Raw genomic sequence first — 14,016 nt, 5'->3', positions numbered from 1 at the left:
CACAGCAACAGAAACGAATGGACTCCCCCATGCCACAACTTGCGCACCGCTCCACCCGTAAGCGCCTCGTCGCCGCCACAAGCGCCACCGCACTGGCGGCGTCGGCCCTTGCCGCCGGCCTGATCGGCGCCGGGCCCGCCGCCGCCAGCGAAAAACACGACGAAACCGCCACGCCCATCAAGCACGTCGTGGTGATCTTCCAAGAGAACGTCTCGTTCGACCACTACTTCGCCACCTACCCGAAGGCGGCCAACATCCCCGGGGAAACCCAACAGGGCTCCGGCACCAAGGCGGCGAGCTTCACCGCGGCGAAGAACACGCCCAAGAAGATCGACACCCTGGCCACCGCGGGCCTGCTGGCACCAAACAACCCCAACTCGGTCCAGCCGTCCCGGCTCTCACCCCAGCAGGCCGTCACCTGCGACCAGGACCACAACTATGGTGCCGAACAGAAGGCGTACAACGGCGGCCTGATGGACAAGTTCGTGGAGTACACCAGCCGGGACGCGTGCGGGACCAACCAGTACGGCCGCAACGGACTGACCATGGACTACTACGACGGAAATACGGTCACCGGCATCTGGAACTACGCCCAGAACTACGCCATGAGTGACAACCACTTCAGCACCGTCTTCGGCCCCTCCACCCCGGGCGCGCTGAACCTGGTCTCCGGCCAGACGCACGGGGCCACCGAGTTCACCGCCGACGGCAAGCCCGTCACGCCGGCGGCCAGCGACTACACCGTCCGCCAACCGGACGCGAACGGCGTCGGCACCGTGATCAATGACCCGGACCCGGTCTACGACGACTGCTCAAACAGCAGCCATGCCAAGACCAACAACCTGGCCGGCATGAACGGCAAGAACATCGGTGACCTGCTCAACGCCAAGGGCACTTCCTGGGGCTGGTTCCAGGGCGGCTTCACTCCCACCACCGCCGCGTCCGGGACGAGCCCGGCGTCGTGCCTGTCCAGCCACACGAACGCCGCCGGCGCGTCCGTGGTGGACTACTCGCCCCACCACCAGCCGTTCCAGTACTACAAGTCGACGGCCAACCCCCATCACCTGGCGCCGGCGTCGGACGCGGAGATCGGCCACAATGGCCGGGCCAACCACCAGTACGACCTCACCGACTTCAACAAGGTGGTCAACACGGACAACCTGCCGGCCGTATCCTTCCTGAAGGCGGGGATGTACCAGGACGGCCACGCCGCCTACTCCGACCCGGTGGACGAGCAGAACTTCATCACCAGCACCGTCAACCAGATCCAAAAATCCAAGAACTGGGACAACACCGCCGTGGTGCTCGCCTACGACGACTCGGACGGCTGGTACGACCATGCGGCCGCCAAGGTGAAGAACTCTTCCAACAGTGCCGACGACGCACAGTGGTGCCAGAGCGCCGCCGCCCGCGGCGTTCCGATGGCCGGCGGCTACGCGGACCGCTGCGGTCCGGGCCCGCGCCAGCCGCTGGTGGTTATCTCCCCCTTCGCGAAGAAGAACTTCGTCGACCACACCGAGACTGACCAGGCCTCGATCCTGCGCTTCATCGAGGAGAACTGGCACACCGGCCAGATCGGCGATGCCTCAGCGGACGCGGCTGCCGGCTCGCTGGAGGCAATGTTCAACTTCCACAAGCAGCGCACGGACAAGGTCCTGCTCGACGAACAGACCGGCGCCGTCGCCTCGATCACCAACCACGACGGCGGCCCGACTCACCGGCGGTAACACCCGCGGAGACCTGCCTCTGGCGGGCAGACGCACAGAAACGCCACCCGGCGGTTGCCGGGTGGCGTTTCTGTTTCCCTTCGGGGAAAGTGCCCAGCGGCCGGCTGCGAGAGGCGGCCCCGCCTTTCCGGTCCAGAAACCTCTCGGCTCCGAATCAGACGTGGGCACCAGCCGCAGAAGGGGACCGTGAGGGTTTTGAATGAAACAGCCGCCGAGGCGACGACGCTGCTGCGTCATGTCCTGCCGACGGAGCTGGGTCCCTGCACAGTGCATGTCCGCCAGGACGCCGACCAGCAGGGACCGGCCTCAGGCACCGCAGATGTCTACCTGCACGGCGCGGCGGGGTCCTGGACCAATTTCGTGCCCTTGCTCTCCGGAACGCCGGCCCGTCCACAGGTCCTGATTGACCTGCCTGGCTGGGGTGAGTCCACCGAGGGTGCACGGCCGGAACAATTCGGCATCGAGGCCATGGGCCAGGCTGTCGTCGGGGTCCTCCATTCGCTCGGCTACCGCCGGTGGAACCTGGTGGGACATTCCATGGGAGGCTTCCTCGCGCTGCACATCGCCGCGGACTGGCCGGACAGGACGGCCAGCGTCGCCGCCATTTCGGCCACCACCTTCGGGGTGTCCGAGGCGGCCCGGAATCCACTGCGCGGACTGGTCGGGTTCCCGGCCTTCGTAGGAATGCTGCTGATCATGCGCTCCCTCGCGGGCCTCGGCCCAGCTGGGTCGGCCTTGGTCCGCGCAACCCGCAACTCTGCCGTGATGCGGCCACTAATGTCACCATTCTTCGCGGCTCCCGCTGCCATACCCGCGCGGGTTCTCCGTGCGCTTGGCGACGACGCCCGACCGGCTAGTTTCTCCGCAGCCAGCAGAGCCGCAGCCGGCTACGACTTTGACCGGTGGCGCGGGATCCGCTGCCCCGTGCTGGCGATCCGCGGGGACTCCGACGTATTTACCCCGAAATCCGACCTTGACCGCTTACGTGAACTGATCCCGCTCGCCCGGCTGGTGACGATCCCGGACTGCGGCCACTTCGCCAACTTCGAACGGCCGGAGGAATTAACGCGACTTCTCGAGGACCACTGGGCGCCGTTCCGGATTCAAGGCCTTCCGTCGACGGGCTGACGCTTCATGGCGGCTACCACGCCATTGCTGTGGCGAACGCCAGGCCGGCCAGCACCAAAGACACCGGGACCATGACCCGCCGCTCGTCGCTGCTCTTCGACGCAAGGTTGGGCAGGACGCTCAGCAACAGATACGCCGCAATGACCCACATGGCTACCACGTCGGCGGGTGCCGGGAGGAACGAAACCAGCGCGGCCCGGTCCAGCGCCACGGTTGCGAAGGCCGCGTAGACCAGGATCGACACCGCACTTCCAACGCGCAGCCGCGCCGGCAGCACCGCATGTTGCCCGCCCCAGGCGAACCGGCCGAGGGGAAGCCCGATGATGAGCAGCACTTGGAAAACGGCAAGGATGCCGAGCAGTGCGCAAAATGCCAGAGGGATAGCCAGCGTCATGAGCTGAAGACTAGCGGGCCGACCAAGCTGACCGGACTCTCGACACTCTTTGCTGCCGGCTTCCACCGCCCGAAATCGCCAAATTCAGTCCGCCTAACACCTAGCGCGCTCTGACGGCCTTGGTTTTGGCACTGGTCCGGGAAAGCGCGGAGTAGCCCGATTTACTGCCGGTCACCGTCACGGTGATGGTCTTACCGACGTCAGCTCTTCCAAGCACGTAGGTCGCCCGGGTAGCACCGGCGATGCTCATTCCGGACCGCTTCCACTGGTAGCGGAGGGTGACCGGCGCAGGACGCCAGCTCCCCACCTTGGCTGCCAGTGTGTGGCCACGTGCAACGGTCCCCGTAATGATCGGCACCGGCGCGGTGCTGAGCTTGGCCGGGTGAAGGGCGATAACGGTGACTGCACTGCGGTCCAGCCGTGCAAGATAGAGGCTGGATCCCTGCGGGCTGGCAGCCAAGCCGCCGCCTTCGCCGTCGAATGTGGCGAGAATGCCTGCTTTTCCTGTGGCCGGGTCGACGTCATAGATCGATGTCAACCAGGTGCGACGCCTCAGGTCGAAGCTGGAGTCGTAAGTGTAGATGTGGCGACCATTGGGGCTCAGCGTCAATCTGCCACGATCCGGGCCGAGGTCCGAATACTTCACGCTTTTGGCGATTTTGTTGGTAGCCGTGGCTACGACCGTAAAGCTCTGCCAGGTGCCGCCGCCGACGTAGAGCTGGTCGCCTCCCGGAGTTAGCGCGATTTCACCGGGCTCATAAGTCATATGCACCGCGGCTGTCAGCGCGTTTTTGGTCGCATCAATAACCAGGACATCCCCTGCGTTACCGTTCACGGTCGTTGTGTACAGACGCGTACCGGCTTCGTTGAGCAGGAGTTCGCGCGGCACGCCGGGCAACGGCACATCCGCGGTAATCCGGTTGGTCGTGGTGTCGACGACGGACAGTCCGAAGAGGTGACCGACGTACAGGTAGCGGCCGTCTTTGCAGACTTCCAGCTGACCAGGGAACTTACCTACGCTGATGCGCCCCAAGGCGACATTCCGAACTGCATCGATGACGGTCACCGTGCCGTTGTTCTGGGTATCTGCACTTCCGACATATACGCGAGTACCCGTTCGGTTCACGGTGATGGTTCGCGGGGCCGCGGCTGTGGGAATGGTCGCGATGACTTTCCGTGTGGTGGTGTTGATGACCGAGACGGATGCCGATCCCAAGTTTGCGACATAGGCGCGCGAACCGGACCGGTTGAATTTCGGCTGCTGCGGGTTCCCGCCAACGGAAATAGTGGCACCGATCGTAGAGGTCTGGGGCGCGTCGGCGTGCGCGGACACCGGGACGAGGGCTGCCCCACTGAAGGCTGCGGCCAGCATCGCCAGCAGTGCCGTGAATTTCCGGCGGCCGAAAGTGTGGACGCGGATTCCGGCACGCTGAGTACTAAAGGCGTTCACAAGTGATTTCCATTTCTCTCCCAAAATGGGCCGAGATTTCATCACCGCCCCCAATAGGGAAGAAACTACCATTAGTTTTTCTGGTCCGCGCGCAGAAAGGGCGCCGCCTCCAGACCGCCCACAATTAGCCGCCGATCTGCACCACCACAACCTGCACCGTGCACGGCCGCGGGGACAGGTGCTGCCGGATCGCGCCGGCCACGGCCCTGACCACGTCCGGGGCCGGGCGGTCTGTGGCCACGCCGATCCGCGCCTTGACCGTGAGGGCATCCCCGTTGGAGGCGACTGCGACCGTGGGCACAGACTCCCCCGTCACTGCGGAGCGGGCAGCGCCCGCAATGGTCTGCCACAGCGGCTGGGCCGGGTAGAGGGTTGCTACGCCGTCGACCGTTGCAATGATTTGCTGCAGCTCGGCCGCCAGCTCACCGGCGAGCGCTTGCTCGTTCATGGCTTCTCCTCTGGTGTCTGCCGCGGTTCCAGGACGTCGGTGATCGTGACCTGGATTTCCGTGATGTTCAGTTCCGTATGCCGGCTGAGCGCCTCGGCGAGTTGCCGGCGCAGCGCGGCGGCCCGCTCCTTCAGCGGATGACCGTATACGACGGCGAGTTCGATGTCGACGGTAATCGGTGCGCCGGGATCGGTGACGTCCCCCTGCAGCCGGCACTTGCCGGCGGCGGTTCCCGGCATGCCGTCGGCGATGGAGCGGATGAGCGCCGAGATGGAGCCCTCCGTCTCGGCGAGGATGTCCCCGGGATCGTCACCGCGGACGGGAATGCTTCGGCCGGGCCGGAGTTCGAGGCGCAGATTGCCCAGAATAGCCTGCATCCAGTCGTCGGTTCCGCTGCCGGCTTCGGTGATGTCGGCGTCGACCAACTCGTTTCCGAGGGCAGAAAGCCTGCGCAGCGAGCCCAGGCCGGCCTGGCATTCCGGGCATTGCGCGAGGTGCTCGGGGTCGCCGATCAGGCCGGTATCCAGGTACTCGCTCAGTTCCGCGAGGCTGTGCCCGCAGTCGAGGGGGTCGCTGGGTGTGCTCATCGCCATTCCTCCATTTCGCGCGCCAGGGTGATCCGCGCCCTGGCCAATCGGCCGCGGACGCTTGCAGTGCTGATGTTCAGGGTTCGCGCGATGTCCTCGTAGCTTTGGTCGTTGAATTCCTTGAGCACCCAGCATCTTCGCTGTTCTTCCGGGAGGGCGGCAAGCGCGGCCTTCAGTGCCTCGACCCGGGAGCCGCTGACGGCGGCCGACTCGGGATCGGCCTTCACTCGCGGCGTACTCCCTGCTTGGGGTTCGACGGCGTTTTCCACCGTGGTGAGGTCCGCGTGCAGACGGCGCTTGCGGAGGTGGTCGATGCTGCGGCTGCCGGTGATCCGCAGCAGCCATCCCTTGACCGCCGCAGGGTCGCGCAGGGTGTCCAGTTGCCGCCAGGCCTGCATCAGGGACTCCTGCACGACGTCGTCGGCGTCTGCGAAGGACCCGGTCAGACGGCGGGCGCTGGCCCGCATCTGTGGGCCGTGGCGCCGGGCGAGCGCCTCAAAAGCGGCGGTGTCGCCGTCGGCTGCCCGTCCAGCCAGCAGTGCATCCGGAACCAGGTCCAGTTGATGCGGCGCCGGGGGTGAACCAGTCACGTATCTATCGCTTTCATCGCGGGGGTCCGGGGTGTGGGTGTGGTTATGCCGGAATGACGTCCGGACTTACGTCCGCTGCGCCGGCGCCGCTCATGGGCGGAGCCGGCGCAGCGCACCGAGTTACTCCTTGCTGAAGCCCTCCTTGAGCTTCCGGGCGGCGTCCTTGAGGTTTTCGCCGACGCCGGCAGCGGCGTCCTTGACCTTCTCGCCGGCCTCCTGCAGCTTGGCCTGGGCCTGGTCCCGCTGGCCTTCGCGCTCCAGCTCCTCGTTGCCGGTCATCTTGCCGGCACCTTCCTTGGCCGCGCCGAGGTGGTTGATGACGGTGTTGTTGACCTTGTCGTCGATTCCCATGATCTTGTTACCTTTCCTGTGGTTACTGCTTCGGTTCATTACGGGAGTTACCGGGCGCGTTCAGGTCCAGCCAGCTTCGATCTGGGTCCGCTGGTGATTCGGACCAGCACCGGAACCGGATGACCCAGCCACGCGTCGATGCCGCGGACCAGCTCTTCGGCGGTGTCCGCCAGCTCGCGGGGGGACGCGCCCTTCCTTGCCTGCAGCCGCAGCCGCAATGCCGTGCCGCGCCGGCCTTCCCAGGCCGAGACTGCTGACCCGAGCACCAGGCGGTTGCCCTCCAGCGCTTCGTTGACAGCCGCGGCGACCAGCCCGGCATCGACCACCGTGGCACCCTGGTTTCCGTCCTCTTCTCGCGCCAGACGGGGTGTCCGGCCGCCGCCTTGGGAGGCCAGCCAGGCCAGACACAGCCCCGCGGCCAGCACCAGCGCGGCAACGCCGGCCACGGCCCACCAGCTACGGGCGGGCCCCGGCAGCGGAGCCGCGGCGAGCATGGCGCGGGCGTGGTCCATGAGCGACGTTCCCGCAGCGGCCCACTCCCCCGCGACCCCCGGCACGAGCCCGGCGGCGGCGGTAGCAGCACCGGCCGCCAGCAGCACCAGCCCGGTGACGGCCAGCAGGATCCGGTTGAGTGCCCTGTTGGTGTTGCTCACTGCCCCACTGCCCCTTCGTTCATGACGCGGACCGTCGGTGCGACGCGGCGATCCAGTTGGTACGCGAGCAGCTCCCCGTCGACCGCCGCGTGGATGGCATCCCTGTCCACCGGAACCCCCGACGTCGGGCGCACCAGGACACGGACGGTCCGCCCGGACACCGTGCTGGTGACCTGGCCGGGGGTCAGTCCCGCGGCGAGCCGGGCCCGCCGGGACACCGCGGCGGCGATGACCTCGTCGTCGACCACGACGGCGCTGCGCTCGCTCCGCAGCGAACGCCGGGACCGGCGGCCGCCCGCCAGTGCGGCTCCGAGAAGGAGGATCCCCAGCACGGCCAGTCCGGCGCCCGCGGCGACCAGCCCGGCCGGGAGGGTGTTGGCCGGCAGGCCGGTCAGCCAGCGCCCCAGCTGGCCGGGACCGGCCAGGAGCGGGTCTTCCCGGAGGAGGGCCAGAACCGTTTCGAGGGCGAGCCACAGGAAACCGGTGGCAAGCACGGCAGCCGTCAGGGCGGACACCGCGGCCCGGGACGAATGGGTTTCCCGGCGGACGAGGCGCCGGATTGATCGCTCCTGGCTCACGCCACCCTCCTTTCCTGGTGCTCCTGTGACTTGGCGGCCGGTTTGGCTGCGCTGAGCCGGATGTCGACCCGGCCGAGAGCCATTCCGGTGAGCTCCCCGCCACGGGCCATGATGGTTTCCCGGGCTGCCCGGGAACGGTCAAACAGGCTGGCCGGCCCCGATTGCGGCCGGGGTCCGAGCAGGGGCGGCAGCGCCAACTGCACGGTGACGGAGGCGGCGAGCCGGCCGGCGTCGTCCTCCAGTTCAGCGGCGACGCTGCCCCGCGACACCCCGAAGGCCTGCGCGGCGACGGCTTCGATGGTGTGCTGCAGGGCCGTCCGGGTGATCCGGGTGTGACCGGCCCGCGTCATGAGGAGGAGCGCTTGCCGCGCAGGGCGTCCAGCACTCCGGCGAGGTCCAGCCTGCCTTCCGCGCTCCGGCCCAGCACGGCCCCGACGCCCATGAACAGCGCGGTGAGCAGCAGCCCCCAGAACCCGAAGGCCAGGGCCACGACGGCCAGCACAGCGCCGGCGGCCATCCCGGTTACCGTGGGGCTCACGCGACCCTCGGCTCACGCTCGGCGTCAGCGACATCCTCGTCGTCGGAAGGGACGTGGATGTCGGTGATGGTGATGTTGACTTCGGTGACTTCCATACCCACGAGGTCCTCGACGGCGGTGTAAACAGCGTCCCGGGCGTTGTCGGCGACCTGCTGGAGCGGGTGCGGGTATTCGACGACGAGGGTGACGTCGACGGCCACCTGCGTCTGGCCTACCTCGACGCTGACGCCCTGGGTGAGGTCCTTCTGGCCGACCTTTTCGCGAAGCGTGCCGAGGGCGCGCGCCGCTCCGCCGCCGAGCGCGTGGACGCCGTCGATCTCCTGGATTGCGATGCCGGCGATCTTGGCGACGACGCCGTCTGCAACCGTGGTGGCGCCGCGGCCGTCGTTGCCGGCGGACAGTGCGGTCTTCGCGGCAGGGGCCGATGCGGTCTTGGCTTGGACGTCTGCGGGGGTGTGCGTCTGGGTGGTCATTGCTATCACTCCTGATCTGTTGAGGAAGGCGCACTGAAGCGCCGTCACTAGATAAGACGGTGCCCGGCGCGCATTCGTCACGGTCGAATTTGAGTGAGCTGCATCACAGCAGGGTCCGGAGCGGTGGAAACTGTCCAGCGGCCCTTCCTAGCCAGCACCTTGCCCCCGCTGGCAGACTGGGCCGATGACCGGACCCTTCCGGAGATCCGGAGGGCCGGGATCCACCGGCACTGTTATCTCAGGGGGCACGTTTGAAGCTTTTGCTTACCTCAGGCGGCGTGACGAACCCGAGTATCCACTCGGCGCTCGTGCAGCTTCTCGGCAAGCCGATCGACCAATGCCACGCCCTGATCATTCCGACAGCACAGTGGGGTCACCCGATGTGCGGGCCGGCGTCTGTGCAGCGGCTCGTGGCGGCCGGGCAAGGCTCCCGACACTTGTCCGGGCTGGGTTGGGCGTCGCTCGGCGTCCTCGAACTCACCGCGCTGCCCACCATCGGCGCCGAGCGCTGGATCCCCTGGCTTCGGGAGGCCGATGTGCTTCTGGTCGACGGCGGTGACGCGGCGTATCTCTACCACTGGATGCGGGAGTCCGGGCTGGCCGAACTGCTGCCGACACTTCCGGAAACGGTGTGGGTGGGAGTGAGCGCCGGAAGCATGGTGATGACGCCCCGGATCGGAAAGTATTTCGTCGAATGGCCGTCCGCACCGGACGATCGCACCTTGGGGATGGTGGATTTCTCGATCTTTCCGCACCTGAACGCCTTCCCTAGCAACACCCCGGCCAACGCAGAACGCTGGGCCGCCAGCCTGGACGTCCCTGCCTATGCCATCGACGAACAGACGGCCATTAAAGTCGCTGACGGCTCCGTCGAGGTGGTTTCCGAAGGAGAATGGACGAAGTTCGGGTAGGGGCCGCCCGGCATTCCTGACGCGCTTCCCCTACGGCGCCCCACCCGGCCGTTCCCGGGACAGGCGGTGTCCGAGTGCCAGCACGCGCGAGGCGATACCGTCGTCGTCCGCGGCCGCGGGCCCGACCGCGGCGGCCAGCGGAACGCCCGCGCGGCCGCGGAGCACCGCGGTCCACAGCGCCTCGACGGTCGAGACAGTCTCGATGGCCCCCGTCGACTTGGACACCAGCCACCCTCCCGCGGTCGCTGCCACCTTCGGGGCACCGGCCCAGGACCGGCAGAGGTCGTTGACCGTCTGGGCGACGATCAAGTGTTGGCGCATCGTCCGCACCGGTCCCAAGACGGGATCGGCAACGACGGTCTGTCCGCAGGCTCCGCACATACGTTCGTCCTTCCCTACGGCATGACGTCGCCGGAGTTGGGTCCCAGCGTCTGGCCCACGTACAGGTTGCCGCCCGGGTCGCTGGCCAGCAGCAGCGCGGTGGGGGCCACCTCGGCGGGGAGGCCGAAGCGGCCCAGCGGAAGCTCGGCACGTTTGGCCGCCTTCCAGTCCTCCGAGATGCCCTCCACGAGCGGGGTTTCGATTGGCCCGGGTGCGATGCTGTTGACCAGCACATTGTCACCGGAGACTTCCAGGGCCAGGGCCTTGGTCAGCCCCACCACCCCTGCCTTGGCGGCACTGTAATGGGCGAGCCCGGTCCCGCCCTTGATGGCCAGCTGGGACGCAATGTTGATGATGCGGCCCCACTTCCGTTCCCGCATCTCACCCACCACTTCGCGGCAACACAGGAAGACACCCGTGAGGTCAACGGAGACGGTTTCGTTCCACGTGGCCAGTGTCATGGCTTCCAGCGGCGATTCGGTCAGCAGCCCCGCACTGTTCACCAGGATGTCGATCCTGCCCAGCTGCGCGCGGGCGGCAGCGAACGCGGCCTTGACGCTGTCTTCGTCTGAGACGTCGACGGCGATCCTCCCGGCTCCGCCGTCCCGGTCCAGGACGGCTACCGTGTCGCCGTTCGCGGCAAAAGCCTCGGCGATCGCCTTACCGATGCCGCTGGCACCGCCGGTAACGACGACGGCCCGGCCCGTCGAGTGCGGGGACGTGTCAGTGTTCTGCATACTTTCCTTTCAGAAGGTTCAGGCGCGCATCTTGATGGTGAGTCCGCCGTCCACGATCAGCGATTGACCGGTGACGTAAGCGGCGGCGTCGGAGGTCAGGAAGCCGATAACGCTGGCGACCTCTTCGGGACGGCCGACCCGCCCCCACGGGATGTCCCGCCCGGCCCGTTGCAGGCCGTCGGGGCCGAGCGAGTTTACCGGGTCCAGGGACTGGGGCGTCTCGATCAGGCCGGGAATAACCGCGTTGGCCCGGATGCCGCGCGGTCCAAGCTCGGCGGCCACGCTGCGGACGAGCCCGAGCACGCCGGCCTTGGCGGCCGCGTAGTGCGCGTGTTCCTCCCAGCCATAGACCCCGCCGGCGATCGACGACACCGCGACCATCGCTCCGCCGTCGGCCATCCTGGTAGACCCGGCCCGGAGGGTCCGGAGCACGCCGGTGAGGTCGACGTCGAGCATGTCCTCCCAGCGGTCATCGGTCATCTCGCCCAGGGGCGAGTTGCGCAGGATGCCGGCGTTCGCCACCGCGTAGTCGAGCCTGCCGTACTCGTCGACGGCTCGCTGGGCGAACGCGTCGACGGACGGCGTGCTGCGGACATCCACTTCGTGGATCACCGCCTGGCCCCCCGCATCCTTGACCTGGCGCAGCGTTTCCTCCGGGTCGTGGGGATCGCCGGGGAAGGTGCCGATCACCGAATGAACGCCGCGGCTGGCGTAATGGACCGCGAGCGCGCGGCCGATGCCGCTGGCCGCCCCGGTAATGACCGCCACCTGCGCCGCATCCGGGCTCATGCCTGGACCTCGTGCGGGTGGTCCTCCAGGAGGGCCTCCGCCGGAGGCTTGGCAGCGATCATGAGGAGGCCGGAGACCAAGGTGCCCACGGCACCCACCCAGACGGCCGCGGTCCCGGTTCCGCTGCTGGCGGCGATCGCGGTGAAGATGGCGCCGCCGATGATGGTGCCCGGCTGGCTCATGGCCCCGATGAAGGCAGTTCCGGTGGCACGGCAGCTGACCGGGTAGCACTCCGCCATGAAGTACTGGATGGCGGCGTAGGGGCCGACCAGGAAGAACAGGCCGGCGCCGTAGGAGACAATGATCGTAAAGGCGTTGGTGGCGAGGGGGCTGAGCATGATGGTGAAGGAGATGCCGGACAGGATCCAGCCACCGATGATGGTCTGCTTGCGGCCGATCTTGTCGCCGAGCCAGCCGTGGAAGACGTAGCCGAAGTAGGCGAGCAGGTTGATCACAATCAGCATCCAGAAGGCGTCGGAGAGTTCCACGCCCTTGGCGTTCTTAAGGACCGAACTGCCCAGGACACTGAAGATGGTGATGCCGAAGAAGTTCACGATCCAGGCCAGGGAGAACACGATGGTGTTCCGCCGCAGGTGCGGTTCCCAGATCCGCTTGAGCGGGGCCGCGGAGGAGTGTTCGACGCCGTAGGCGTGGGCCAGGGCGTGGGCCTCATCCGACTGTCCGCTCTTCTCCAGTTCCGTCAGCTTGTGGTGCAGCTCGAACTGGGGGGTTTCCTTCAGCTTCTTGGCGATCACCCACACAATGACGGCGGCCGGGACGGTGGCCATCAGGTACAGCGCGCGCCAGCCGAGGGAGGGCAGGAAAGCGAGTGCGAGGGCGCTGGCCAGCAGGAAGCCCAGCGGCCATCCGCCCTGGATGAACGAGTAGTGGAAGCCGGGACGCTTGCGCTTATCCGCGACCTCGGTCACCTGGTAGACCTCGTTCATGTAGGTCGCGTTGACCGCCTGTTCCGAGAAGCCCAGGCCACCGAAGGACCGGATCAGGACCAGCAGGCCGTTGCTGAGGAAGGGGATGCCGGTCGGGATAAGGGCGGTCAGACCGGACACGACCGCGGTGCCGCCGATGGTGGTCATCATGCCCTTGCGGCGGCCCAGACGGTCGATCACGGGGCCGATTCCGAAGCAGACAATGGCGGTGCCCACGGCGATCCAGGTGTTGATGGCATAAGCCTCGGGCGCGGTCCAGCCAAACTCCTCCTGCATGGCCGGTAGCAGCGTCCCGAACAGTCCGTAGTCGAAGACGGCGATGGTCCAGGCGAGCAAGGCCAGGACAGTAGCGATGCTGGTGTTCTTCTTGGAGAAGACCGGGAAGCGGCGCTTCTCGTCCGGCCGCGGCCGGGTCAGGTCGACGGCGGGTTCCTGAATGCTCATTACTGGTTTTCCTTTCGGGGGCTGCGGGCGAGGAACGAGTCCGCGATCTGGTCGAAGGTCATCCAGTTGACGCCCTCGTGGGAGTTGATGTGCTCGATCAGGCGTTCGAGCATGAGCAGTACCTGCGGACGGCCCGAGACGTCGGGGTGGATGGTCATCGTGAAGACGGCCTGGTCCATTTCCCGGTAGACCCAGTCGAACTGGTCGCGCCACATCTGTTCGATATCGCGGGGGCTGACGAAGCCGTGCGAGTTCGGGGAGGCCTTGATGAACATCATGGGAGGCAGGTCGTCGAGGTACCAGTTGGCGGGGATCTCGACCAGGTCCGTTTCCTTTCCGCGGACCAGCGGTTCCATCCAGGTCTGGGCGTCCTTGGTGTAGTCGATCTTCTTCCAACTGTCGCCCACGCGGACGTAGTAGGGCTCGAAATCGCGGTGCATCAGGGAGTGGTCGTACTTGATCCCGCGTTCGAGCAGGATCTCGTTCGTGACCGGGGAGAATTCCCACCAGGGTGCAACGTAGCCGGTGGGACGGCGGCCGGAGACCTTCTCGATGAGTTCAATCGAGCGGTCGAGGATGGCGGTTTCCTGCTCCCGGGTCATGGCGATGGGGTTTTCGTGCGAGTAGCCGTGCACGCCGATTTCGTGGCCGGCGTCGACGATCATCCGGGTCAGGTCCGGGAATGTCTCGATGGAATGGCCCGGCACGAACCAGGTGGCGGGAAGACCGTACTTTTCGAAGAGGCGGATGAGGCGCGGGCCGCCGACTTCGCCGCTGAACAGGCCGCGGGAGATATCGCACGGGGAGTCTTCACCGCCGTAGGAGCCGAGCATGCCGGCTACGGCGTCCACGTCGACGCCGAATGCGACTTGGATGTCCTTTGTCATGGG

Annotated in this window: 19 protein-coding genes; 3 read left to right on the top strand and 16 right to left on the bottom strand. The window is 67.0% G+C overall.

The window, feature by feature from the left end:
• The first annotated feature begins 29 nt into the window (after positions 1–29).
• Entirely contained in the window at positions 30–1,727 is a 1,698-nt protein-coding gene (locus AC1DNC_RS08605) for a phospholipase C (protein WP_476862150.1), read from the top strand.
• Positions 1,728–1,922: 195 nt separating this feature from the next.
• Positions 1,923–2,855, top strand: coding sequence for an alpha/beta fold hydrolase (locus AC1DNC_RS08600; protein ID WP_476862149.1), 933 nt, complete (start codon positions 1,923–1,925; stop codon positions 2,853–2,855).
• A 13-nt stretch (positions 2,856–2,868) separates the two neighbouring features.
• Here the strand turns inward: AC1DNC_RS08600 and AC1DNC_RS08595 are convergent, their stop codons facing one another.
• From AC1DNC_RS08595 to AC1DNC_RS08545, 11 genes are all read right to left on the bottom strand, one after another.
• On the bottom strand, positions 2,869–3,249 hold the full coding sequence (locus tag AC1DNC_RS08595; protein ID WP_476862148.1) for a hypothetical protein: 381 nt from the start codon (positions 3,247–3,249) through the stop codon (positions 2,869–2,871).
• A gap of 100 nt (positions 3,250–3,349) precedes the next feature.
• The gene (locus tag AC1DNC_RS08590) at positions 3,350–4,771 is read right to left on the bottom strand and encodes a YncE family protein (RefSeq protein WP_476862147.1); all 1,422 of its coding nucleotides are present in this window, start codon (positions 4,769–4,771) and stop codon (positions 3,350–3,352) included.
• A gap of 52 nt (positions 4,772–4,823) precedes the next feature.
• Positions 4,824–5,147, bottom strand: coding sequence for a hypothetical protein (locus AC1DNC_RS08585; RefSeq protein WP_476862146.1), 324 nt, complete (start codon positions 5,145–5,147; stop codon positions 4,824–4,826).
• A complete protein-coding gene (locus AC1DNC_RS08580) occupies positions 5,144–5,734 on the bottom strand; it encodes an Asp23/Gls24 family envelope stress response protein (RefSeq protein ID WP_476862145.1) in 591 nt (196 codons plus the stop codon). Before AC1DNC_RS08580 ends, AC1DNC_RS08585 begins: the two co-directional genes overlap by 4 nt.
• Positions 5,731–6,324 (bottom strand): RNA polymerase sigma factor, encoded by a 594-nt coding sequence (locus AC1DNC_RS08575; protein WP_476862144.1) that lies wholly within the window; start codon positions 6,322–6,324, stop codon positions 5,731–5,733. Before AC1DNC_RS08575 ends, AC1DNC_RS08580 begins: the two co-directional genes overlap by 4 nt.
• A 120-nt stretch (positions 6,325–6,444) precedes the next feature.
• Positions 6,445–6,675, bottom strand: a complete 231-nt coding sequence (locus AC1DNC_RS08570) for a CsbD family protein (protein WP_476862143.1) — start codon at positions 6,673–6,675, stop codon at positions 6,445–6,447.
• Positions 6,676–6,722: 47 nt separating this feature from the next.
• Positions 6,723–7,328, bottom strand: a complete 606-nt coding sequence (locus AC1DNC_RS08565) for a hypothetical protein (protein WP_476862142.1) — start codon at positions 7,326–7,328, stop codon at positions 6,723–6,725.
• A complete protein-coding gene (locus AC1DNC_RS08560) occupies positions 7,325–7,906 on the bottom strand; it encodes a hypothetical protein (RefSeq protein ID WP_476862141.1) in 582 nt (193 codons plus the stop codon). The genes AC1DNC_RS08565 and AC1DNC_RS08560 overlap by 4 nt, the downstream gene beginning before the upstream one ends.
• The gene (locus AC1DNC_RS08555; protein WP_476862140.1) at positions 7,903–8,256 is read right to left on the bottom strand and encodes a hypothetical protein; all 354 of its coding nucleotides are present in this window, start codon (positions 8,254–8,256) and stop codon (positions 7,903–7,905) included. Before AC1DNC_RS08555 ends, AC1DNC_RS08560 begins: the two co-directional genes overlap by 4 nt.
• Positions 8,253–8,444 (bottom strand): DUF2273 domain-containing protein, encoded by a 192-nt coding sequence (locus tag AC1DNC_RS08550; protein WP_476862139.1) that lies wholly within the window; start codon positions 8,442–8,444, stop codon positions 8,253–8,255. The genes AC1DNC_RS08555 and AC1DNC_RS08550 overlap by 4 nt, the downstream gene beginning before the upstream one ends.
• Entirely contained in the window at positions 8,441–8,917 is a 477-nt protein-coding gene (locus AC1DNC_RS08545) for an Asp23/Gls24 family envelope stress response protein (protein WP_476862138.1), read from the bottom strand. Before AC1DNC_RS08545 ends, AC1DNC_RS08550 begins: the two co-directional genes overlap by 4 nt.
• Before the next feature lie 251 nt (positions 8,918–9,168).
• Here AC1DNC_RS08545 and AC1DNC_RS08540 point away from each other — a divergent pair, with 251 nt between their 5' ends.
• Positions 9,169–9,828, top strand: a complete 660-nt coding sequence (locus AC1DNC_RS08540) for a Type 1 glutamine amidotransferase-like domain-containing protein (RefSeq protein WP_476862137.1) — start codon at positions 9,169–9,171, stop codon at positions 9,826–9,828.
• Positions 9,829–9,858: 30 nt separating this feature from the next.
• Here AC1DNC_RS08540 and AC1DNC_RS08535 read toward each other — a convergent pair whose 3' ends face one another.
• The 5 genes from AC1DNC_RS08535 to AC1DNC_RS08515 all read right to left on the bottom strand — a co-directional run bounded on the left by AC1DNC_RS08535 (position 9,859) and on the right by AC1DNC_RS08515 (position 14,013).
• Positions 9,859–10,149, bottom strand: coding sequence for a hypothetical protein (locus AC1DNC_RS08535; protein ID WP_476862136.1), 291 nt, complete (start codon positions 10,147–10,149; stop codon positions 9,859–9,861).
• Between the two features lie 74 nt (positions 10,150–10,223).
• Positions 10,224–10,946, bottom strand: coding sequence for an SDR family NAD(P)-dependent oxidoreductase (locus AC1DNC_RS08530; RefSeq protein WP_476862135.1), 723 nt, complete (start codon positions 10,944–10,946; stop codon positions 10,224–10,226).
• Between the two features lie 18 nt (positions 10,947–10,964).
• Positions 10,965–11,735 (bottom strand): SDR family NAD(P)-dependent oxidoreductase, encoded by a 771-nt coding sequence (locus AC1DNC_RS08525; protein WP_476862134.1) that lies wholly within the window; start codon positions 11,733–11,735, stop codon positions 10,965–10,967.
• On the bottom strand, positions 11,732–13,126 hold the full coding sequence (locus tag AC1DNC_RS08520; RefSeq protein WP_476862133.1) for an MFS transporter: 1,395 nt from the start codon (positions 13,124–13,126) through the stop codon (positions 11,732–11,734). Before AC1DNC_RS08520 ends, AC1DNC_RS08525 begins: the two co-directional genes overlap by 4 nt.
• On the bottom strand, positions 13,126–14,013 hold the full coding sequence (locus AC1DNC_RS08515; protein ID WP_476862132.1) for a polysaccharide deacetylase family protein: 888 nt from the start codon (positions 14,011–14,013) through the stop codon (positions 13,126–13,128). The genes AC1DNC_RS08520 and AC1DNC_RS08515 overlap by 1 nt, the downstream gene beginning before the upstream one ends.
• Positions 14,014–14,016: the final 3 nt, after the last annotated feature.

The sequence above is a fragment of the Arthrobacter sp. 01N442 genome, from assembly GCF_056399345.1.
Note: the sequence above shows the minus strand (reverse complement) of the source record. Positions and strands in the feature narration are given on the sequence as shown.